Consider the following 21777-nt stretch of genomic DNA (forward strand, 5'->3'; position numbering starts at 1 on the left):
GCCGAGCCGATCGCGACACCACCCTCTCCGTTACTCGGTACCGGCCGCGGGTAACCGGCCGGCATGGCCGAGAAGGAGTTCCGCGCCGGCGACCACGTCTCCTGGGCCAGCCACAGCGGCCGGGCGTACGGGGTCGTCAAGGAGAAGCTGACCGAGCGCACCCACGTCCGCGGGCACACCGTGAACGCCTCGCCGGAGCAGCCGCAGTACCGGATCACCAACGACGACTCGGGCCGCGACGTCGCCCACCGCCCGGAGGTGCTGCGCCATGAGTCGCGCTGAGGACCCGCAGCAGACGTACCGGGAGTTCACCGACGCGGTGAACATGAAGCCCGGTGAGCTGACCCGCTGGCTGGAGACCGAGGAGTCCAAGCACGTCGGCTGGCACAAGAAGGGCACCCAGGGCGGCGAGTCGGTCGGGCACGACTCCGGCCGGCGCATCGTCGACCTGCTGCGCCGCAAGCGCGCCGACCTGACCGCCGCCGACTACAAGCACATGCGCAAGGTGATCGGGTACGTCCACCGCCACCTGGCGCAGCGCCCGTCCGGCGACGTCCGGGACACCCGGTGGCGGTGGTCGCTGATGAACTGGGGGCACGACCCGCTCAAGGGCTGAGCCGCCCGAGCCGTTCGCCGCGCGTTGGTACCGTGCCGGCGATGACGACAGACGTTTCGACCGCCGGCCGTCATCCCCGCGCCGGACGGGTAGTTCTCCTGGCGGGCCTCGGGCTCGTCGCCGTCGCGGCTCTTGTCCTGGTGGTGACCGGCAACACCGGCGTCAGGTACAGCGCCGACCACGACGGCACCGTGCCGATGTGGAGCCGCTGGATCCCGGCGCTGGCCGGGATCGCGCTGATCCGGCTGATCCCGCCCGCGCCCGACCCGAGGTGGCCCGACCCGGTCGCGCCGTACCGCGAGGCGGTGCCACTGCTGCTGGCCGGGATCGCGTTCGCCGCCGTGATGCCGCTGCTCGGCGGCGAACCCGCGTACACGGTGTTGAAGCTCGCGCTGCTGCTCGGCGTACCCCTTGTGGTGTTCCTGGCCGCGCGCCGCCGGCCGCCACGGTGGCGTCCGGGGCCGGCCCCGGCGGACGCCGCCCACCGGTGGGGTCCGGCGCTGCCGGTGGCGGTGTGGCTGGTGCTCAGCTACGCGACGCCGCTGGCCGTGCCGGCCAGCGACTGGGGGCGGACCGTCACGCCGGTCGAGCTGGCCGTCACGCTGCTGGTGGCCTTCGCGGTGAACGCACTGCTGGAGGAGGTCTTCTACCGGCGGTGGCTGCAGACCCGGTGGGAGTCGCTGCTGGGCCGGTGGCCGGCGATCGTGCTCGCGTCGCTGGTGTGGGCGGTATGGCACGTGGCCATCCAGGGCAGCGGCCGGCCCGGCATCGACCTGGCCGCGGTGCTGGTCAACCACGGCGTGATCGGGCTGTTCCTCGGCTACCTGTGGTCCCGGTACCGCCGGATGTGGCCGCTGCTCGTGGTGCACGGCGCGGTGAACGCGATGCCCGTCCTGCTCGGCCTCTGACTTGACCCTGCCGCAGGCGGCAGGGTCGGACGATGCCGGCATGGAACGCCGCACACCACGCGTCGCCGTGGTCACCGGTGCGGGCACCGGCATCGGCCGGGCCACCGGACACGCCCTCGCCACCGCCGGGTACGCCGTCGTCGCCGTCGGCCGGCGCGCCGCGCCGCTGTCGGAGACCGCCGCCGGCCGGCCGGACATCACGCCACTGACCGCCGACGTCACCGCGCCCGACGGGCCCGGCCGGATCGTCAGCGTCACGCTCGACCGGTACGGCCGCCTGGACGTCCTGGTCAACAACGCGGGCGTAGCCGGCGGCGGGCCGCTCGCGGATCTGGACGAGGACGCCGCCCGGCGGCAACTGGAGACGAACCTCCTCGCGCCCGTCCGGCTGGCGCACGCCGCCGTCGAGGCGCTCGCCGCGACACGCGGTGTGCTGGTCAACGTCACCACGTCGGTCGGCCTGCGTGCCTGGCCGGGCAGTTCGGTGTACGCGGCGGGCAAGGCGGCGCTGGACTCCCTGACCCGCAGCTGGGCGGTGGAACTCGCGCCGCGCGGCGTCCGGGTGGTGGCGGTGGCGCCGGGCGCGATCGACACTCCCATCGGGGTGCACAGTGGCCTGTCCCCCGAGCGGCGCGCGGCGGTGCGGGACTGGCAGCTCGCGCACACCCCGGCGGGCCGGCTCGGCCGCCCGGAGGACGTAGCCTGGGCGATCCGGCGGCTGTGCGAGCCGGAGGCGGACTTCGTCACCGGCGTGGTGCTGCCGGTGGACGGGGGCGCGGTGGTCGCGTGAGAGGACGGTGGCGACGGTGCGGATCGGCGCGGTGGCGAAGGCGACGGGCTGCACACCACGTGCCCTGCGGCACTACGAGGAACACGGGCTCATCGCCTCGGCCCGGGCGGCGAACGGCTACCGCGAGTACGACGACGGGGTCGTCACCCGGGTCCGCAACATCCGTCACCTGCTCGACGCCGGGCTGACGCTGGACGACGTGCGGGTCTTCCTGCCGTGCCTGGACGGAGACGTGGCCTCGGCGCCGCCGTCTCCGGCCGGGCTACGGGTCGGCCGGGAGCGGCTGGCCGTGCTGGACGCCCGGATCGCCGCCCAGGTGGCCGTCCGGGACCGCCTGGCCGCCGCCCTCCAGGCCGCCGCCCCCGCGCAACCGCCCCTCCTCTCGCCGCCGTCGCCTCCTGTGCGGTGATCAAGGAGTTTGTGTCACGCCAGAGCCCGTTCGGGGACACAAACTCCTTGATCACCGCCGGGGCGGGCGGGTGGTGGCGCGGGTGGGACGGCGGTGGGGTGTCAGTGGTCGGCGCTGTTCCAGTCGCGGCCCTCGCCCACCGAGACCTCCAGCGGCACCGACAGCGGGTACGCCTCGCCCATCTGCTTGCGTACCAGCGCCTCCAGCGCCTCGCGCTCGCCCGGCGCGACCTCGAAGACCAGCTCGTCGTGCACCTGCAGCAGCATCCGGGACCGCAGCCCGGCGTCGCGCAGCGCGCTGTCGACGTGCAGCATCGCGACCTTGATGATGTCGGCCGCCGAACCCTGGATCGGGGCGTTGAGTGCCATCCGCTCGGCCATCTCCCGGCGCTGCCGGTTGTCGCTGACCAGGTCGGGCAGGTAGCGGCGGCGGCCCAGAATGGTGGAGGTGTAGCCGTCCTGGCGGGCGCGGGCCACCACCTCCTGGAGGTAGTCGCGCACCCCGCCGAACCCGGCGAAGTAGTTCTCCATCAGCCCGCGCGCCTCCTCGGCGGAGATGCCGAGCTGCTGGGACAGGCCGAACGCGCTGAGCCCGTACGCCAGGCCGTAGTTCATCGCCTTGATCTTGCGGCGCTGGTCGGCGGTGACGTCACCGACCTCGACGGTGAAGACCGACGACGCGGTGGCGGCGTGGAAGTCGTGCCCGGAGTTGAACGCCTCGATCAGCGCGTCGTCCGAGGACAGGTGCGCCATGATCCGCATCTCGATCTGGCTGTAGTCGGCGGTGAGCAGGCACTCGTAGCCCTCGCCGACGACGAACGCGCGGCGGATCCGCCGCCCCTCCTCGGTGCGGATCGGGATGTTCTGCAGGTTCGGCTCGGTGGAGGACAGCCGCCCGGTCGCCGCCACCGTCTGGTTGAACGTGGTGTGGATCCGGCCGTCGTCGGAGACCGACTTGAGCAGCCCGTCGACTGTCGACTTGAGCTTGGCGACGTCGCGGTGGCGCAGCAGGTGGTGCAGCAGCGGGTGCTCGGTCTGGGCGTAGAGCCACTGCAGCGCGTCCGCGTCGGTGGTGTAGCCGGTCTTGATCCGCTTGGTCTTGGGCAGGCCCAGCTCGGTGAAGAGGATTTCCTGCAACTGCTTCGGCGACCCGAGGTTGAACTCGCGGCCGACCACCTCGTACGCGCTCTGGGCGGCGGCCTTCACCTCGGCGGCGAAGTGCGCCTCCAGCTCGGAGAGGTAGTCGGTGTCGGCGGCGATGCCGGTGCGCTCCATGGTGGCGAGCACCCGCATCAGCGGCAGCTCCACGCCGGCCATCAGCCGGGCCGACTGCTCGCCGTCGCGGGACAGCTCGGCGTCGATCGCGTCGGCCAGGTCGAGCGTGGCGCGGGCCTGGAGCATGAGGTTCTGCTCCGCCACCCCCTCGTCGCCGAGCCCGTCGAGCGTGAGCTGACCGGTCTCCGGCGCGTCGACGCGCAGCTCCCGGTGCAGGTAGCGCAGCGCCAGGTCGGTCAGGTCGTACGAGCGCTGGTCGGGGCGGGCCAGGTAGGCGGCGATCTGGGTGTCGCGGGCGATGCCCTGCAGCTCCCAGCCGTGCGCGGCGAACGCCAGCACCGCCGGCTTGCTGTCGTGCAGCACCTTCGGGCGGTCGGCGTCGGCCAGCCACCCGGCCAGCGCGGCCTCGTCGTCGGCGCCCAGGGCGCTCGGGTCGAACCAGGCGCCCGCGCCGGCGGCGGTGGCCAGCGCCATCGCGGTCACGGTGGCGGTGTGCCGGCGGTTGGGGCCGGTGTCGAGCGTGACCGCCAGGCCCACCGGGGCGCCCGCCGGGGCGTGCGTGCCGAGCCAGCCCGCGAACGCGCCCGGCTCGGTGAGCACCTCGCCGGCCAGGTCGAAGCCCGCCTCGGCCTCCGGCTCGACGGCTTCCAAATATTGGTAGAGCCGGTCGCGCAGGATGCGGAACTGGAGCGTGTCGAAGACCTGGTGCACGGCTTCGCGGTCCCAGCCCTGCCAGCGGGCGTCCTCGGGGCGGACCGGCAGCTCCAGGTCGGAGACCAGGCAGTTGATCTCGTAGTTGCGGATCACGTCGGCGAGCCGCTCGCGCAGGCTGTCGCCGGCCTTGCCCTTGATCTCGTCGGCGCGGGCCACCACGCCCTCGACGCCGCCGTACAGGTTGATCCACTTGGCCGCGGTCTTCGGGCCGACGCCCGGCACGCCCGGCAGGTTGTCGCTGGTCTCGCCGACCAGCGCGGCCAGGTCGCGGTAGCGATCAGGGGTGACGCCGTACTTCGCCTCGACCGCGGCCGGGTCCATCCGGGCCAGGTCGGAGACGCCCTTGCGCGGGTAGAGCACTGTGACCCGCTCACCGACGAGCTGGAACGCGTCCCGGTCGCCGGTGGTGATCAGCACGTCCATGCCCTGGTCGCGGGCCTGGCAGGCGAGCGTGGCGATGACGTCGTCGGCCTCGTAGCCCTCCTTCTCGACCACCGGCACGCGCAGCGCGGCGAGAACCTCCTTGACCAGGCTGACCTGGCCCTTGAAGTCGGTGGGGGTCTCGCTGCGCCCGGCCTTGTACTCGGCGTACCTGTCGGTGCGGAAGGAGCGGCGGGAGACGTCGAACGCCACGACGATGTGCGTCGGCTGCTCGTCGCGCAGCACGTTGATCAGCATCGAGGTGAAGCCGTAGACGGCGTTCGTCGGCTGCCCCGTGGTGGTGGAAAAGTTCTCCACAGGCAGGGCGAAGAACGCCCGGTATGCCAGGGAATGTCCGTCGACGAGGAGCAGGCGCGGCGTCGTAGCTGTCACGGCTGCGACTCTAGTCCGTACGCCCGACAACTCCGGCCTCCGGTGCGGCGCGCGCCGCACCGGAGGCCGAGGTCAGAGAACCTTGGCCAGGAACGCCTTGGTCCGCTCGTGCTGCGGCGCCGAGATCACCTCGCGCGGGTCGCCCTGCTCGACCACCACGCCGCCGTCCATGAACACGAGGTGGTCGCCCACCTCGCGGGCGAAACCGATCTCGTGGGTCACCACGATCATCGTCATGCCGTCGCGGGCCAGGTCCTTCATCGTGTCCAGCACCTCGCCCACCAGCTCCGGGTCGAGCGCACTGGTCGGCTCGTCGAACAGCATCAGCTTCGGCCGCATGGCCAGCGCCCGGGCGATAGCCACCCGCTGCTGCTGGCCGCCGGAGAGCTGACCGGGGTACGCGCCGAGCTTGTCGCCCAGTCCCACCCGGTCCAGCAGCTGCGCGGCGTGCTCCCGGGCCTCCGTCTTCTTGGCCTGGCGCAGCAGCACCGGGGCCTCCATGACGTTCTGCAGCACCGTCATGTGCGGGAACAGGTTGAACCGCTGGAACACCATGCCGATGGCGCGGCGCTGCGCCGCGACCTCCCTGTCCCGCATCTCGTAGAGCTTGCCGCCGCGCTCCCGGTAGCCGATCAGGTCACCGTCCACCCAGATCCGGCCGGCGTCGATCTTCTCCAGGTGGTTGATGCAGCGCAGGAACGTCGACTTGCCGGAGCCGGAAGGCCCGAGCAGGCAGCACACCTCGCCGGAGCGGACCTCCAGGTCGATGCCCTTGAGCACCTCCAGCGGCCCGAACGACTTGTGCACCTGCTCGGCCCGCACCATCAGCCCGGACTCGGCGGCCGGCGCCTGCGGGGAAACCGTCGCCTCGGTCATGATTCCGCCGTCCCACTCGTGGTGCCGCCGCTCTCGGCGGCCAGACCCCGGAGCCGCTGCCGGGCCCGCCCGCTGCGTCCGACGCCCTTGGAGTAGTGCCGCTCCAGGTAGTACTGCCCCACCAGCAGGACGCTGGTCAGAAGCAGGTACCACAGCGTCGCGGCGACGTACATCGGGAAGGGCTGGAAGGTCCGGGAGCCGACGGCCTTGAGCTGGAAGAACAGCTCCATCGACACCGGCACGAAGGCCACCAGCGAGGTGTCCTTGAGCATCGCGATGGTCTCGTTGCCGGTCGGCGGGATGATCACCCGCATCGCCTGCGGCAGCACGATCCGCCGCAGGATGTGCGCCCGGCTCATGCCCAGCGCCTGAGCCGCCTCGGTCTGCCCCTCGTCCACCGACTGGATGCCGGCCCGGACGATCTCGGCCATGTACGCGGCCTCGGACAGACCCAGCGCCAGCATGCCGGCGACGAAGCCGGTCAGGATGTCCACCGCGCTGAACCCGAACAGGCGGGCCTCGAAGTCGTGCAACCCGAACAGGGCGCCGATCTGCCTGTCGAACGGCAGACCGAACTCCAGGCGCGACCAGAGGATGCCGAGGTTGCCGAAGAGGATCGCCAGCACCAGCCGCGGGACCGCGCGGAAGAACCAGGTGTAGACCCAGGCCACGCCGCGCAGCACCGGGTTGGGCGACAGCCGCATGATCGCGATGACGATGCCCAGGCCGATGCCGATCACCATCGACGTGATCAGCAGCAGGATGGTGCCGCGCAGTCCTTCGATGATCGGCGGGCGGAACATCTCGTCCACCATGAACGACCACTGGAACGCGGAGTTCGTGACCAGCATGTGCACGAACATCGCGACCAGCACGGCGATCACCGCCACACCGGCCCAGCGCCCGGGGTGCCGCACGGGCACGGCCTTGATCGGTTCAGGCCGTGCCCGTCCGGATGTGTCGACCGACATGGTCAGACCGACGGGTTCAGTTCAGGGTTGGTGATCGCGCCGCCCTCGACACCCCACTTGCTGAGCGCCGCCTTGTAGCTGCCGTCGGCGATGACCGCCTGCACGGCCTCCTTGAGCACCTCGGCGAACGCCTGCTGCTCCTTGTTCACCGCGTAGCCGTACGGCGCCGACTCGTAGATGTCGCCGAGCACCTCCAGCTGGCCGTTGCTCTGCTTCACCGCGTACGCGCCGACCGGGGAGTCGGCCAGCATGGCGTCGTTCTTGCCGCTGCCCACGGCGGCGGTCGCGTCGCTCTGCGCCTGGTACTGGTCGATCTTGATGGCCGGCTTGCCGGCGTCGGTGCACTTCTTCGACCGGGCGGTGATGTCGTCGAGCTGGACCGTACCGACCTGCACGGCGATCTTCTTGCCGCAGGCGTTCTCCGGGTCCACCCCGGCCGGGTTGCCCTTCTTGGTCGCCCACTGGGTGCCCGCCGAGTAGTAGCTCACCATGTTGACCGTCTTGAGACGGTCGGCGTTGATGGTGAACGACGAGACGCCGACCTCGTACTTGCCCGAACCCACACCGGGCAGGATCGCGTCGAACGGCGCCGACTCGTACTCGGCCTTGAGGCCGAGCTTCTGCGCCACCGCGTTGAACAGCTCCACGTCGAAGCCGACCACGGTCTTGCCGTCCTGGTCGAGGAACTCGGCCGGGGCGTACGTCGAGTCGGTGCCGACCTTGATCACGCCGTCGGCCTTGATGGCGTCCGGCACCTTCGCGGCGAGGTTGGAGTCGGCCGTGGCGGACACCGACGGGCCGTCGCCCGGCTCGGCCGAGTTCTCCTTCTCGCCGCACGCGGCGAGGGAGAGCAGCAGGACGGCCGCACCGGCGACGCCGAGCGCCGCCCGCCGTCCGGGGTTGGGGTGGGACATGGCTGTACTCCTTATTGCGAGGGGTCGGTCGGTCAGGCCACGCCGAGGTAGGCCTCTTTGACCGAGGGGTCGTGCAGCAGGTCCGCGCCGGTGCCGCTCTTGACGATCCGGCCGGTCTCCAGCACGTACGCCCGGTGGGCGCGCGCCAGCGCCTGCTGGGCGTTCTGCTCCACCAGCAGGATGGTGGTGCCCTGCTGGTTGATCTCCGTGATGATCGTGAAGATCTGCTGGATCAGCATCGGCGCGAGACCCATCGACGGCTCGTCGAGCAGCAGCAGCTTCGGCCGGCTCATCAGCGCCCGGCCGACCGCGAGCATCTGCTGCTCGCCGCCGGAGAGCGTGCCGCCGGCCTGCTTGCGCCGCTCGGCCAGCCGCGGGAACAGGTCCAGCACCCGGGCCAGGTCCTGCGCGATGCCGGCCTTGTCGCGCCGGGTGTACGCGCCCATGTCGAGGTTCTCCAGCACCGTCATGCCGGGGAAGATGCCCCGGCCCTCGGGCGCCTGGCACAGCCCGCGCCGCACCCGCAGGTCGGCCCGGAGCTTGGTGATGTCCTCACCGGCGAACTTGATCGTGCCGGAGGCGACCGGCCGGATGCCGGAGATCGCCCGCATGGTGGTGGACTTGCCGGCGCCGTTCGCGCCGATCAGCGCGACGATCTCCCCCTCGTCCACGGTCAGGCTGATGCCGTGCAGCGCCTGGATCCGCCCGTAGAGCAGGCTCACGTCCTCGATCTCAAGCAGCATCGTCCGGCACCCCCAGGTACGCCGCGACCACCTTCGGGTTGTCCCGCACCTCGGCGGGCAGACCCTCGGCGATCTTCTTTCCGAACTCCAGGACCACGATCCGGTCGGTCACGCCCATCACCAGGCGCATGTCGTGCTCGATCAACAGCACCGTCACGCCCTGGTCCCGGATCTGCCGGATGAGCTGGAGCAGCTCCTCCTTCTCCGCCGGGTTGAAGCCGGCGGCCGGCTCGTCCAGGCAGAGCAGCTTCGGGTCGGTGGCCAGCGCGCGGGCGATCTCCAGCCGTCGCTGCTCGCCGTACGACAGGTTGCGGGCGAACTCGTGCCGCCGCTTGCTGATGCCGACGAAGTCCAGCAGGCGCTCGGCCTTCTCCCGGCCCTCGCGCTCCTCCTTCCAGTGCCGCGGCAGGCGCAGCAGGGCGGAGATGACGCTGGTCTTGTGGTGCGCGTCCGCGCCGACCTGGACGTTCTCCAGCGCGGTCATCTCCGGGAAGAGACGGATGTTCTGGAACGTCCGGGCCATGCCCATCCGGGTGATCTGGTGGCGCTTCTTGCCACTGATCTTCTGGCCCAGGAACCGGATCTCGCCCTCGGTGGGCTGGTAGATGCCGGTCATCGCGTTGAAGCAGGTGGTCTTGCCGGCGCCGTTCGGGCCGATCAGGCCGAGGATCTCACCCTTGTAGAGGGTGAAGTCCACGTCGTTGAGGGCCACCACGCCGCCGAAGCGCAGCGTGACGTGGTCGACCTCCAGCAACGGCTCCCGCTTGTCGACCGTCTCGACGGCCGGGGCCGCCGCCTGGGCCGGAACAGCCGGGGTCTGCTCGGTGTCACTCACCGACGATCACCTCCTTGCGGCGGTCCTTGAACTCCGCCGCTCGTCGCCGGTTCGGGATCAGGCCCTGCGGGCGGAAGATCATCATCACCACGAGCACCAGACCGAAGAAGAGGAACCGGTACTCGTACAGCTCGATGCCGAACAGCTCGATGCCGCGGAACCGCTCGATCATGTACGCCACCAGGCCGCCGCCGACGATCGCGCCGACGATGTTGCCCGAGCCGCCGAAGATGACGGCGGCCAGGATGATGATCGAGTTGAGCAGCTCGAAGTTCTGCGAGTTGACGAAGTTCTGCTTACCGGCGAACAGCGCGCCGGCCAGGCCGGCGATGGCCGCGCCGGAGGCGAACGCCCACAGCTTGAACTTGAACGTCGGCACGCCCATCAGCTGGGCCGCGTCCTCGTCCTCGCGGATCGAGATCCAGGCCCGGCCGACCCGGCTGTGGGTCAGGTTCCGCACCCCGATCACCACCAGGATGATCAGCGTGAGCACCAGCCAGTAGTACGGGCGGGCGTCGAGCACGCCGAACCACGGCCGGCCGTCGGCGTACTGGCCGGGCGGGTGCGGGATCTGGTTGAAGCCGCGCTGTCCCTTGAGGAACTCGGAGCTGACCGCCGCGATCCGGATCATCTCGGCGAAGCCGAGCGTCACCAGCGCCAGGTAGTCGCCGCGCAGACGCAGCGTCGGCGTGCCCAGCATGACGCCGGAGACCATGGTCAGGCCGATCGCGATCGGCACCACCGCCAGCCACGGCCACAGCGTCTTGAGGTCGCTGCTCGGTGAGGTCAGCACCGCGACCGTGTACGCGCCGACGGCGAAGAAGCCGAAGTAGCCGAGGTCGAGCAGGCCGGCGAAGCCGACCACGATGTTGAGCCCGACCGCCAGCAGCACGTAGATCGAGACCGTGAACATCACCTGGGTGAAGTTCGCGCCCGGGGTCGGGATCGGTCCGAGGTACTGGTAGAACTCCTTGTTCGGCAGCGCGTAGAAGAACGCGATGACCGCGATCAGCAGCACCCAGCGCACCCAGCGCGGCGCGTGGTGCCAGCGCTCCGAGATCGCATGCCGGCCCTGCCGCAGCTTGTCCGCCGCCGTCTCCCGCCGCTCCGGCGGGTCGATGGTGGTCGTCATGCGCGTGCCCTCCCCAGTGATTCGCCGAGTAGACCGGTCGGCCGGAACATCAGCAGGACGACGAGCACCGCGAACGCGGCGAAGTCCTTCCACTGACTGCCGAACAGGCCCGCGGCGTAGTTCTCCACGACGCCGAGCAGCAACCCGCCGACGAGCGCGCCGCGCAGGTTGCCGATACCGCCGAGCACCGCGGCGGTGAACGCCTTGAGGCCCAGCAGGAAGCCGACGCTGTAGGTGAGCGTCTGGATCCGCACGTCGTAGAGCAGGCCCGCGACGCCGGCCATGGTGCCACCGGCGATGAAGACCATCAGGATGATGCGGTCCTTGTTGACGCCCATCAGGGCCGCCGTGTTGGCGTCCTGGGCCACCGCCCGGATGCCGCGGCCGGTACGGCTGCGGTTGATGAACTGGTCCAGCGCGAACATCATCACCAGCGCGGAACCGATCGTGAGCAGCTGCACCGCGTCGATCGGCACCCCGGCGATGTGGAACAGCGGCTCCGAGCTGACCAGGATCGGCGCGCCCTCCGGCCGGCGCCGGGTGTAGACGCCGAACGCCTCGGAGATGGCGATCGAGGCGCCGATGGCGGTGATGAGGAACGCCAGCGGCGGCGCGTTGCGCTTGCGCAGCGGCCGGTACGCCACCCGTTCGATCACCGTCGCGGTGCCCGCCGAGGCGATGGCCGCCACGATCATCGCCACCAGTAGGTAGAACAGGATCGAGCCGATGCCGCTGACCTGCGAGTTCTGGTCGAGTCCGAAGCCGTTCCAGGTCCAGATCGCGGCGAACGCGCCGGCGATGAAGACCTCGGAGTGGGCGAAGTTGATGAGCCTGAGCACGCCGTACACAAGCGTGTAGCCGAGCGCGACCAGGGCGTAGATGGCGCCCTGCGTCAAGCCGGTCGTGGTGAGTTCCCCGAAGTTGGAGAACAATCCGTCGAAGTCCAAGGGAGGGACGCTCCGTCGCTCAAGAGAAAAAGAGGGTGCGGCCGGGAGCCAGCTCCCGGCCGCACCCGCGATCACTACTCAATCGCCAGTCCAGCGATCGAACGATCAGGACTTGGGGATCTCCTGGTCCGGGACGACCTTGCCGCCCTGCACCTTGAACGCCCAGACCTTGACCTGCGCCGGGTCGAGCTCGCCGCCCTCGACGAACTTGTAGCTGGCGGCAACGCCCTCGCCGCTGTAGCCCTTCACGAACTCCAGCAGGTCGGCGCGGGTGCTCTTGCCGGCCTTGATGCCCGCCAGCAGGATGTTCGCCGCGTCGAAGGCGGTGTCGCTGTAGGTGCCCGGGTCGGTGCCGTTGAGCGCCTTGAAGTCGGCGGCGAAGGTGCCGCGCGCCTCGGTGGACGGAGCGCAGGGGCAGGTGAGGATGGTGCCCTCGGCGGCGGCGGCACCGGCGGAGGTGATGTACGCGCCGTCGTTCACGCCGTCACCGGCGACCAGCGGAGCGGTGACCCCGGCAGCGGTGAGCTGCTTGCGGATCAGGCCGGCCTCCTGGTAGTAGCCGCCGTAGAAGACCGCCTTGACGTTGGCGGCCTTGACCTTGGTGACCACGCCGGAGAACTCGGTCTGCTTGCCCTCGCCCTGGACCTTGTCGCTGCCCACGACCGAGGAGCCGAGAACCTTCTTGACCTCGTCGGCCAGGCCGGCGCCGTACGCGGACTGGTCGTCGATGACGTAGACCCGGTCGGCCTTCATCACGTTCTTGATGTAGTTACCGGCGGCGGGGCCCTGGCTCAGGTCGTTGCCGACCGCGCGGAAGAACGTCTTCCAGCCCTGCTCGGCGAGGCTGGGACGGGTCGCGGAGGGGGTGATGGTGACCAGGCCGGCCTCGTTGAACAGCGGGCCGGCGGCCTCGGACTCGCCCGAGTAGGCCGGACCCACGACGCCCAGGATCTTGGTGTCGTCGATCGCCTTCTGGGCCAGACCCGGCGCCTGGTCCGGGCTGCCCTGCGAGTCGAGCTCGGCGAGCTCGACCTTGCAGTCCGGGTTCTCCTTGTTGTACTTGTCGACGGCCAGCTTGACGCCGTTCTTCTCGTTGATGCCCAGCGCGGCCGAGCTACCGGTCAGCGCGCCGAAGAAAGCGATCTTGCTCCCGCAGGCGCTGCCCCCGGAACCCTCATCGTCGCTGCCGCTGGAACAAGCGGTGCCACCGGCGACGAGCGCCAGCATGGCGACCCCGCCGATCACGCGTGCGAGCTTCTGCCTCAAGGCCCGAACCCTCCTCCGTCCATGATCCGAACCACCCGCCGCTGATTGGCCCTTGCGGGGTGGACGAACCAAGACCGTCGTCGCCGGTCTGGGCCGGGACGTTATCCCACCGCGAGCGGTGGCGTAAGACCTGGAAAGCGGGGTTGACCGAACCGTTACACGCGGTGGCGGATTCAAGCCGATCGCCGTAAGAACCGTAGGCCCGGCAAGGCTTTCGCCGACTATTCCTCGGTAACGAGCTGGAACCTCCTCACCCGCTACCGATCGATGGTCGACAACGCCCCCCACCAGGCACGGGACGTTTTCCCGTCGTCGACGACCACGAGCAGCCCGCCGTCGCCGACGGCCACCGGCAGCGCCGCGTCGCCACCGTCCGGCACCGGCACCGGAGTGATCACGGGAAGCCACGACACGCCGCCGTCACGCGACATCCAGAGCCGTCGCTGAGCGCCGTCCCCGGTCACCGCGACGAGCCGCCGCCCCGACGCCGCGAGCGCGTCCACCGACGACACCCCGGGCCCCGACGCACCGAACCCGCCGACGCGCCGCCAGCCCTGCGCCGAACCGGCGGACCGCGAGCCGCAGTCGTCGCACCCGCGCCACACCCCGAACCGGTCGCCCACCGGACCGAGGACCACCGGCCCGCCGTCGGCCGGCACCACCCGCTCCGCCGCCCCGGCCGCCCCATCCGGCACCGGCAGGGCCACCCGCCGCCACACCCGGCCGTCGGCCGAGGCCCACGCGAGAGGCGTCCGGGCCGTCCCGCCGGGCGGCAGCAACGCCCCCACCACCAGCCAGCCCGACCCCACCGCCGCCACGTCGTACGCCGCCGTCCGGCCCCGGCCGTCGCCGGCCAGCTCCGCGACCCCCTCACGCAGGACGAACCCCTCGGCGTCCGGCGACGACCACACCGCCGCGCCGTCCGCGCGGGCCCCGGCGACCAGCCAGCCGCCCGGCCCCGCCGCCAGCCGCGACGCGCTCACCGCGCGCGGACCGCCGAACAGCTCGAACGCCGCCGGCACCTCCCGCAACGGCCCACCCGGCCGCCACACCCACGTCCCGGTACGCGGATTGCCGTGCACGCCACCGGTCTTCGCGCCCAGCGCGGCCATCCCGTCGTCGCGGCAGGCGACCGCGTAGAGCACGTGCTGACGGCCGTAGAACGTCTGCGCGCGCACCGGAATCGGCGACCAGGTCACGCCGTCCGATGAGGACCACGCCGCCGGACGGGTCTCCCCCGCCGGATCGACCAGCCCGCCCACCACGTACCACCGACCGGCGCACCGAACCGCGTCGCGCGGCACCGGACGCCCCGAGGCGCCGGCGGGAAGGGCCAGCTCCACGGGCTGCCACTGCGGGCGTACGGAAGCGGGCTGCGGCAGCGGCCGCGGGGTCGCGTGGCAGGCCGCCAGGAGCAGCGCGGCGGCAGCGGCGACGAGGACCGGCCGGACGCGCATGGATCCGATCCTATCGATCGGACACCTCGCGGGCAGGTCAGGGCGTGGGCTGCTCCACCTCGCCGCCGGCGGTCTCCGCGAGGATCCGCTCGGCGACCTCCTTCATGGTCATCCGGTGGTCCATCGCGGTGCGCTGGATCCACTTGAACGCCTGCGGCTCGGTCATGCCGTACGTCGTCATCAGCGCACCCTTGGCGCGCTCGACGGTCTTGCGGATCTCCAGCCGGTCGGTGAGGCCGGCGACCTCCGACTCCAGCGCGGCGATCTCCGAGTAGCGGGACAGCGCGATCTCCACCGCCGGCACCAGGTCGCTCTTCTGGAACGGCTTGACCAGGTACGCCATCGCGCCGGCCGCCCGCGCCCGCTCCACCAGGTCACGCTGGCTGAACGCGGTCAGGATGATCACCGGGGCGATGCGCGCGCCGGCGATCCGCTCGGCGGCGGCCAGCCCGTCCATGATCGGCATCTTGATGTCGAGGATGACCAGATCCGGCTTGAGCTCCTCGGCGAGCTTGACGGCGGTCTCGCCGTCACCTGCCTCGCCGACCACCTCGTAGCCCTCTTCGACAAGCATCTCGGCCAGGTCCAGCCGGATGAGCGCCTCGTCCTCGGCGATCAGAACGCGCTTGCGCTCGGCGTCCGCCTGCATCTCGCCCACGAGCCACTCCCACCGGTTCGAGCCCGACACCCGCCCTGCCGGGTGCCGCCGCCCTCAGCCTAGCGGGTAAGCTGTCGAGGCCGAATCACGGAACGCCCTCGTAGCCCAACTGGCAGCAGGCAATGGATTCAAACTCCATACAGTGTGGGTTCGAATCCCACCGAGGGCACCAGAAATGTCATACAGGCGTTCGACCATAGGGTTGTGCATCCACCCGAACTGCGCGCCCGGGCGCGGCGTCTCTACCTCGACGGCGCGACCGTTGCCCAGGTGGCGCGGACCGTGGGGCTCTCCTACCCGACGGTTCGCCACTGGTGCAAGGATCGGCCGACGCCGAAGCAGCAGGGCACCGCACTGCGATGCTTCCGCTGTCGTGACGACATGCACGCTCCGACAGATCCGGCGGCCTACGCCTATCTCCTCGGCCTCTACCTCGGCGACGGGCACCTCGTCACCAAGGCCCGGGTGCCGGTGCTCCGGATCGCCTGCAGCGACTGCTGGCCGGGCCTGATCGAGGCGTGCGACGACGCCATGCGAGCGGTGCTGGCCGAGAAGGTCCAGCGGGTCCAGAAACCGGGCTGCGTCAGCGTGCAGAGTTACGGGAAGCACTGGCCGTGCCTACTACCGCAGCACGGGCCCGGCAAGAAGCACGAGCGCCCGATCGTTCTGACCGATTGGCAGCGACCCATTGTCGAGGCCCAGGCGGGCGACTTCCTGCGCGGCCTGTTCCACTCCGACGGCTGCCGTTTCGCCAACCGGGTCGTCGTGCGCGGCAAGGCGTACGTCTATCCGCGCTACATGTTCGCCAACGAGTCCGCCGACATCATGGGCCTCTGCCAGCGGGCCCTCGACCGGCTGGGCATCGCCTGGCGGATGAACCGCCGCAACTCCCTCTCGGTGGCCCGCCGGGAGGCGGTCGCCGCCCTCGACCGGCACGTCGGCCCGAAGTCGTGACCGGCCGACGCCGCGGACGCGGGCGACCCGCCGCCGTCAGATGCGCGACAGCGCCTGCGCGAGATCCGCCCGCAGGTCCTCCGGGTCCTCCAGGCCGACCGAGACGCGCAGCAGCCCGCCGCAGGGCTTGGCGTCGCCCTCTACCGGCCGGTGGGTGAGCGAGGCCGGGTGCTGGATCAGCGTGTCGACACCGCCCAGCGACACCGCGTGGGTGATCAGTTCGCAGGTGCCGGCGACCTCGGCCGCGGCGGGCGCGCCGCCGCGTACCTCGAAGGCGAGCAGGCTGCCGGTGCCGGACATCTGGCGGCCGACCAGCCCGGCCGGGTCGTACAGGGACGGGTGGTGGACGCGCTCGACGGCGGGGTGGCCGGCGAGCCAGGCGGCGAGCTTCTCCGCACCGGCCTGCTGGGCGCGGACCCGCAGCGGGAGGGTCTGGATGCCGCGGTGCAGCAGGTACGCGCCGAGCGGGTGCAGGACGGCGCCGGTGACGGCGCGGACCTGGCGCAGCCGGGCGGCCCATTCGGGAGCGCAGGCGATCACTCCGGCGAGGACGTCGCCGTGGCCGCCGATGCTCTTGGTGGCGCTGTGCAGCACGAGCGCGGCGCCGTGGCGGGCGGGCTGCTGGAGCACCGGGGTGGCGACGGTGTTGTCGACGAGCAGCGGGACGTCACCGGCGGCGCCGGCGAGCGCGGCGATGTCGACCAGGTCGAGGCTGGGGTTGGCGGGCGTCTCGACCAGCACCAGCGCGGTGTCGGGTCGGATGGCGGCGGCCACGTCGGCGGGGGTGGCCCAGGTGACCTCGGTGCCGAGCAGGCCGGTGGCGAGGACATGGTCGGTGCCGCCGTAGAGGGGGCGGACGGCGACGACGTGGCGTTTGCCGTCGCGGGTGGCGGCGAGCAGGGCGGCGGTGAGGGCGGCCATGCCGCTGGCGAACGCGACCGCCTCGGCGGTGCCTTCGAGCTGGGCGAGCGCGGTCTCGAACCGGGCCACTGTGGGGTTCCAGAGGCGCTGGTAGACGGCGCTGCCGCCGGCCGGGAGGGTGCCGCCGGTGGCGAGCGTCTCGTAGTCGTCACCGCCTCCGGCCACCGAGGGCAGCGGGTTGGTGGTGGACAGGTCGATCGGCGGGACGTGGACGCCGAGCCCGGCGAGGTCGGCGCGCCCGGCGTGTACGGCTGCGGTGTCCACGGAAGTCATGCCGGAAGCGTCGAACATGACGATGGCAGAGGGCAATAGGAGCGAACAAGATTCTGGGAATCGCGCTTTCGCCCGGTGGCGATTCGGTGAAGGATGGTCACATGCCTGCCGCACCGAATGATGTACGGCCGTTCGCCGGCCTGGACGACACCGATCGCGCGATCCTCACCGAGTTGGCGGCCGACGGCCGGCTGCCGAACAACGCGCTGGCCGAGCGGGTGGGGGTGGCGCCGTCGACGTGCCTGACGCGTACCCGGGCGCTGCGCGAGTGCGGGGCGATCCGCGGGTTCCACGCCGAGGTCGACCCGGCGGCGGTGGGTCTGCCGTTGCAGGCGCTGGTGTCGGTGCGGTTGACGGCGCACGAGCGGGCCGCCGTGGACGCGTTCCGGGCCCGGTCGGTGCGGCTACCAGGGGTGGTGTCGGTGTTCCACGTGGCGGGCGCGGAGGACTACGTGCTGCACGTGCGGGCCGCCTCCGGGGACGCGCTGCGGGACTTCGTCCTCGACCATCTGGCTGTCGATCCGGCGGTGCAGCACACCCAGACCAGCCTGATCTTCGAGCAGGCCCGGGGTATGGGGTAGCGCACCCGGCGGAACAATTCCGGCACGTCGCCTGTTGCACCACGCTGTGATCGACGTACCCATGTCTGTTCTTGATCTTGCCCCGGTGGCGGCGACCGGCAGTGCCGGTGAGGCGCTGCGACACACCACGGAGCTGGCCCGCCGCACCGAGGAGCTGGGCTACCGCCGGTTCTGGGTGGCCGAGCACCACAACATGCCGGCGATCGCGAGTTCGGCGCCGGCGGTGCTGCTCGCGCACCTGGCGGCGAACACCAGCACGATCCGGCTCGGCTCCGGCGGCGTGATGCTGCCCAACCACGCACCGCTGGTGGTGGCCGAGCAGTTCGGCACGCTGGAGGCGCTGCACCCGGGCCGGATCGACCTGGGCATCGGCCGGGCGCCGGGCACCGACCAGGTGACCGCGCTGGCGCTGCGCCGCACCATGGAGGGCCTGTCCGCCGAGCACTTCCCGCGTGAGCTGGCCGACCTGATGAACTACTTCTCCGGCGCCGAGCCGGGCCCGATCACCGCGACGCCGGGCCGCGGCCAGTCGCCGCAGGTGTGGCTGCTCGGGTCCAGCGGGTTCAGCGCGCAGCTGGCCGGCCTGCTCGGGCTGCCGTTCTCGTTCGCGCACCACTTCAGCTCGCAGAACACGATCCCGGCGTTGCAGCTCTACCGGCAGAACTTCCGGCCGTCGCAGTGGCTGGACCGGCCGTACGCGATGGTGGCCGTCAACGCGGTCTGCGCGGAGATCGACGAGCGGGCCGAGTGGCTGGCCGGGCCGGCCGGGCTGTCGTTCCTGAAGCTGCGCTCGGGGCGGCCGGAGCCGCTGGTCACGCCGGAGGAGGCGGCGGCGTACCCGTACTCGGAGTTCGAGCGGGAGTTCGTCGCCCAGCGCCGTGACGGGCAGGCGACCGGCTCGCCGGAGACGGTGGCCCGGCAGCTCGGTGAGTTGCTGGAGCGCACCGGCGCGGACGAGCTGATGCTCACCACGATGGTCTACGACGTGGCCGACCGGGTCCGCTCGTTCGAGCTGATCGCCGAGAAGGTGGCGGGCGGGCTGCGCCGGGAGGGCTGAAACACGCTCTTCATAGCCACGTCACCGCACCGTCGCGTGGGACGCCTAACTTTGTCCTCGGTGGTGGTACGGCATTCCCGGTCGGGACGGGTCGGGAATGCTGCGGTGTGGTGCACCGGGTCGCCGGCGGAGCGGATTCCGCGACCGGCGACCCGGTGCCTGCCGTTTCAGCGCAGGTAGATGTTCGGGGCGGGCGGGGTGCTCATGCCGTCGCCCAGGTGGAAGCCCGGGTGCGGCGGCTGGTTGTAGGCGGTGTTCTGCCAGGCCACCGCCACCCGGTACTGCGGGTCGTGCATCAACGTCGGCAGGCGCAGGCCGGTGGTGACCGGCGTGCTGTAGATCCGTAGCGCGGTGCTGTCGGAGGTACGCCAGACCACCTCCTCGCGCCAGTCGCCGAGCAGGTCGGCCGAGAGTGCCGGGGTGGACTTGGTGCCGTTGTTCGAGGCGACGCCGCTGCCGGTGAGCAGCCGGGTCTCGCCGCCGGTGCCGTACTTGTCGATCTTCGTGGCGTCGAGCAGTTCCCGGACCGGGTCGCCGTCCCACCAGATCAGGAAGTTCGCCGACGACGGCTTGCGTCCGATGTTCTGCCCCCGGGTGTTGAGCAGCCCGTCGACCGCCGACGACCAGGACTCCGCGCCCGGGCTGCCGGCCCAGACGTCACCGGAGACGCCGCGGCCGTTGTCGCCGTTCGGCGCGGTCTGCCAGATGATCTGCCCGGTACGCGCGTCGGCCATCCAGGAGCTGGGCTTGCTGCCGTCCTCGTCGACCTTGAAGATCTCCAGGCCGGCGCGGGACGGGTCGAGGTCACCGACGTGCAGGGCGTCGCCGTGGCCGTTGCCGGTGGAGTACAGCAGCCGGCCGTTGTCGTCGATGGTGGCGGCGCCGTACACGATCTCCTGGCGGCCGTCGTTGTCGACGTCGGCCACGGAGAGCTGGTGGTTGCCCTGGCCGGCGGCGGCGCCGTTGCCGGAGGCGTTCGAGTCGAACGTCCAGCGCTTGCGCAGCGTGCCGTCGCGGAAGTCCCAGGCCGCGACGACGGCGCGGGTGTAGTAGCCGCGCGCCATGATCAGCGAGGGGCGCTGCCCGTCCAGGTACGCGGTGCCGGCGAGGAACCGGTCGACCCGGTTGCCGTACGAGTCGCCCCAGGAGGAGACGGTGCCGCGCGGCGGGTCGTAGTCGACTGTGGACAGGGCTGCGCCGGTGCGGCCGTCGAACATGGTCAGGTACTCCGGGCCGGCGAGCACGTAGCCGCTGGAGTTGCGGTGGTCGGCCGAGCCGTTGCCGATCACCTGGCCGGTGCCGGAGCGGGTGCCGTCGGCGGTCTTCATGGCCACTTCGGCATCGCCGTCGCCGTCGTAGTCGTACACCTGGAACTGGGTGTAGTGGGCGCCGGCGCGGATGTTGCGACCCAGGTCGACGCGCCACAGCCGCGTGCCGGTGAGCGTGTACGCGTCGACGTAGACGTTGCCGGTGTAGCCGGACTGCGAGTTGTCCTTGGCGTTCGACGGATCCCACTTGAGCACGAACTCGTAGCGGCCGTCGCCGTCGAGGTCACCGACGCTCGCGTCGTTCGCCGAGTAGCTGTAGCCCTCCCCTGCCGGGGTGGTGCCGCCGGGTGGGGGCTGGATCGGCACGTCCAGGTAACCGTTGGCGAACTGGAGCGCCGGGGCGGACGCCGCCTGCTCGGCGCCGTTCACCACGGCCCGCACGGTGTACGCCGAGCCGGCCGCCGCGCCGCTGTCCAGGTACGTGGTGGCGCCGGTGATCGGGCTGCCGTTGACCTTGCTGCCGCCCCGGTAGAGGTTGAACGCCACGCCGGAGGTCTCGGTGCCGAGCAGCCGCCAGGAGACGAGGTTCCCGCTGCCGGAGCGGACGCTGACCAGCCCTCGGTCGAGCTTCTCCATCTGCTTCGCCCCGGCCGGCGGGTCGGTGGGCGGGGGTGTGGTCGGTGGCGGTGTGGTGGGCGGAGGTGTGGTGCTCGGTGGCGGCGTCGACGGTGGCGCGCTGGTAGACGGCGCGCCGGTGCAGGCGGTGCCGTTGAGCGTGAACGCGGCCGGGACCGGGTTCGACGCGTTGTTCCAGGAGCCGTTGAAGCCGAAGTTCGCGGTGCCGCCGGTGCCGATGGCCGCGTTGTAGCCGGCGTCGCGGGCGCTCACCTGCGCCCCGGACTGGCTGACCGTCGCGTTCCACGCCTGGACGACCTGCTGGCCGGCGGCGAAGCTCCAGCCGACGGTCCAGCCGTTGACCGGGTCGCCGAGGTTGGTGACTGTCACGTCGGCGCCGAAGCCGCCGCTCCACTGGTTGGTGATCCGGTAGTCGACCCGGCAGGCGACGGCCGCCGCGGCAGCGGTCATCGTGGTGAGCGCGCCGGCCGACAGGGTGACCGCCGAGGCCGCGGCGAGCAGCGCGATCCGGCGGCGAGGGGTGGTGGGGTGCACGGGGAAACGCCTTTCGCGGAGGTCAGGCACGCGACCGACGCCGGTCTGCCCGGACCGGCGGATACGTGCCCTGACGCGACGGGCGACGTCGACGCATCGACGTCGGTGATTCGGCTCCGCGCTTCGTCAGCCTAGGTCACCGCCGGACACGCCCACAAGCGCGGCGGAACGGTGGAGCGGCGGCGCGGTCGGGCGACGGCGCGAAGGAATGAACCGACAGCCGATATACC

Annotated in this window: 21 protein-coding genes and 1 tRNA gene; 9 read left to right on the forward strand and 13 right to left on the reverse strand. The window is 71.4% G+C overall.

Annotated elements, in window-relative coordinates; all coding sequences use genetic code 11:
* The first annotated feature begins 63 nt into the window (after positions 1 to 63).
* From ACQP26_RS21165 to ACQP26_RS21185, 5 genes are read left to right on the forward strand one after another with little or no spacing between them, the layout of a single operon-like run.
* A complete protein-coding gene (locus tag ACQP26_RS21165) occupies positions 64 to 282 on the forward strand; it encodes a DUF2945 domain-containing protein (protein ID WP_030503817.1) in 219 nt (72 codons plus the stop codon).
* On the forward strand, positions 269 to 616 hold the full coding sequence (locus ACQP26_RS21170; protein ID WP_194803517.1) for a DUF3140 domain-containing protein: 348 nt from the start codon (positions 269 to 271) through the stop codon (positions 614 to 616). Before ACQP26_RS21165 ends, ACQP26_RS21170 begins: the two co-directional genes overlap by 14 nt.
* A 41-nt stretch (positions 617 to 657) precedes the next feature.
* Positions 658 to 1524: a lysostaphin resistance A-like protein gene (locus ACQP26_RS21175; protein ID WP_433493803.1), complete on the forward strand. Its 867-nt coding sequence runs from the start codon at positions 658 to 660 to the stop codon at positions 1522 to 1524.
* A gap of 40 nt (positions 1525 to 1564) precedes the next feature.
* Positions 1565 to 2314, forward strand: coding sequence for an SDR family NAD(P)-dependent oxidoreductase (locus tag ACQP26_RS21180; RefSeq protein ID WP_281577222.1), 750 nt, complete (start codon positions 1565 to 1567; stop codon positions 2312 to 2314).
* Positions 2315 to 2321: 7 nt separating this feature from the next.
* Positions 2322 to 2723, forward strand: coding sequence for a MerR family transcriptional regulator (locus tag ACQP26_RS21185; RefSeq protein ID WP_433493804.1), 402 nt, complete (start codon positions 2322 to 2324; stop codon positions 2721 to 2723).
* 101 nt (positions 2724 to 2824) lie between these two features.
* Here ACQP26_RS21185 and polA read toward each other — a convergent pair whose 3' ends face one another.
* The 11 genes from polA to ACQP26_RS21240 form a co-directional block, all read right to left on the reverse strand.
* A complete protein-coding gene (gene polA / locus ACQP26_RS21190; RefSeq protein WP_433493805.1) occupies positions 2825 to 5524 on the reverse strand; it encodes a DNA polymerase I in 2700 nt (899 codons plus the stop codon).
* A gap of 72 nt (positions 5525 to 5596) precedes the next feature.
* Positions 5597 to 6400 carry an amino acid ABC transporter ATP-binding protein gene (locus ACQP26_RS21195; protein ID WP_433493806.1) on the reverse strand — a complete coding sequence of 268 codons (804 nt, stop codon included), beginning with the start codon at positions 6398 to 6400 and terminating at the stop codon, positions 5597 to 5599.
* The gene (locus tag ACQP26_RS21200) at positions 6397 to 7371 is read right to left on the reverse strand and encodes an amino acid ABC transporter permease (RefSeq protein ID WP_433493807.1); all 975 of its coding nucleotides are present in this window, start codon (positions 7369 to 7371) and stop codon (positions 6397 to 6399) included. Before ACQP26_RS21200 ends, ACQP26_RS21195 begins: the two co-directional genes overlap by 4 nt.
* A 2-nt stretch (positions 7372 to 7373) precedes the next feature.
* On the reverse strand, positions 7374 to 8285 hold the full coding sequence (locus ACQP26_RS21205; RefSeq protein ID WP_433493808.1) for an ABC transporter substrate-binding protein: 912 nt from the start codon (positions 8283 to 8285) through the stop codon (positions 7374 to 7376).
* Positions 8286 to 8317: 32 nt separating this feature from the next.
* Complete coding sequence (locus ACQP26_RS21210; RefSeq protein ID WP_043329572.1) at positions 8318 to 9028, reverse strand: ABC transporter ATP-binding protein; 711 nt, start codon at positions 9026 to 9028, stop codon at positions 8318 to 8320.
* Positions 9018 to 9863 (reverse strand): ABC transporter ATP-binding protein, encoded by an 846-nt coding sequence (locus ACQP26_RS21215; RefSeq protein WP_433493809.1) that lies wholly within the window; start codon positions 9861 to 9863, stop codon positions 9018 to 9020. The genes ACQP26_RS21210 and ACQP26_RS21215 overlap by 11 nt, the downstream gene beginning before the upstream one ends.
* On the reverse strand, positions 9856 to 10995 hold the full coding sequence (locus ACQP26_RS21220; RefSeq protein WP_433493810.1) for a branched-chain amino acid ABC transporter permease: 1140 nt from the start codon (positions 10993 to 10995) through the stop codon (positions 9856 to 9858). The genes ACQP26_RS21215 and ACQP26_RS21220 overlap by 8 nt, the downstream gene beginning before the upstream one ends.
* Positions 10992 to 11942, reverse strand: coding sequence for a branched-chain amino acid ABC transporter permease (locus tag ACQP26_RS21225; RefSeq protein ID WP_091420555.1), 951 nt, complete (start codon positions 11940 to 11942; stop codon positions 10992 to 10994). Before ACQP26_RS21225 ends, ACQP26_RS21220 begins: the two co-directional genes overlap by 4 nt.
* A gap of 105 nt (positions 11943 to 12047) precedes the next feature.
* Positions 12048 to 13208 (reverse strand): branched-chain amino acid ABC transporter substrate-binding protein, encoded by a 1161-nt coding sequence (locus tag ACQP26_RS21230; RefSeq protein WP_269704968.1) that lies wholly within the window; start codon positions 13206 to 13208, stop codon positions 12048 to 12050.
* 257 nt (positions 13209 to 13465) lie between these two features.
* On the reverse strand, positions 13466 to 14665 hold the full coding sequence (locus ACQP26_RS21235) for a hypothetical protein (RefSeq protein ID WP_433493811.1): 1200 nt from the start codon (positions 14663 to 14665) through the stop codon (positions 13466 to 13468).
* 37 nt (positions 14666 to 14702) lie between these two features.
* The gene (locus ACQP26_RS21240) at positions 14703 to 15323 is read right to left on the reverse strand and encodes an ANTAR domain-containing response regulator (protein WP_194801284.1); all 621 of its coding nucleotides are present in this window, start codon (positions 15321 to 15323) and stop codon (positions 14703 to 14705) included.
* A gap of 94 nt (positions 15324 to 15417) precedes the next feature.
* On the opposite strand from ACQP26_RS21240, the gene ACQP26_RS21245 reads away from it, so the two are divergent.
* Both ACQP26_RS21245 and ACQP26_RS21250 read left to right on the forward strand, forming a co-directional pair.
* Positions 15418 to 15495: transfer RNA gene (locus ACQP26_RS21245), tRNA-Leu, on the forward strand.
* Between the two features lie 32 nt (positions 15496 to 15527).
* Complete coding sequence (locus ACQP26_RS21250; RefSeq protein ID WP_433493812.1) at positions 15528 to 16277, forward strand: helix-turn-helix domain-containing protein; 750 nt, start codon at positions 15528 to 15530, stop codon at positions 16275 to 16277.
* A 36-nt stretch (positions 16278 to 16313) separates the two neighbouring features.
* On the opposite strand, the gene ACQP26_RS21255 is transcribed toward ACQP26_RS21250, so the two are convergent.
* A complete protein-coding gene (locus tag ACQP26_RS21255) occupies positions 16314 to 17489 on the reverse strand; it encodes a trans-sulfuration enzyme family protein (protein WP_281577219.1) in 1176 nt (391 codons plus the stop codon).
* A gap of 83 nt (positions 17490 to 17572) precedes the next feature.
* Here ACQP26_RS21255 and ACQP26_RS21260 point away from each other — a divergent pair, with 83 nt between their 5' ends.
* Both ACQP26_RS21260 and ACQP26_RS21265 read left to right on the forward strand, forming a co-directional pair.
* Complete coding sequence (locus ACQP26_RS21260; protein WP_047894721.1) at positions 17573 to 18052, forward strand: Lrp/AsnC family transcriptional regulator; 480 nt, start codon at positions 17573 to 17575, stop codon at positions 18050 to 18052.
* Positions 18053 to 18113: 61 nt separating this feature from the next.
* Entirely contained in the window at positions 18114 to 19109 is a 996-nt protein-coding gene (locus ACQP26_RS21265; RefSeq protein ID WP_433493813.1) for an LLM class flavin-dependent oxidoreductase, read from the forward strand.
* A gap of 167 nt (positions 19110 to 19276) precedes the next feature.
* Here the strand turns inward: ACQP26_RS21265 and ACQP26_RS21270 are convergent, their stop codons facing one another.
* Positions 19277 to 21547, reverse strand: coding sequence for a cellulose binding domain-containing protein (locus ACQP26_RS21270; protein ID WP_433493814.1), 2271 nt, complete (start codon positions 21545 to 21547; stop codon positions 19277 to 19279).
* Positions 21548 to 21777: the final 230 nt, after the last annotated feature.

The sequence above is a fragment of the Micromonospora sp. CA-248089 genome, assembly GCF_050948515.1.
Classification (GTDB): domain Bacteria; phylum Actinomycetota; class Actinomycetes; order Mycobacteriales; family Micromonosporaceae; genus Micromonospora.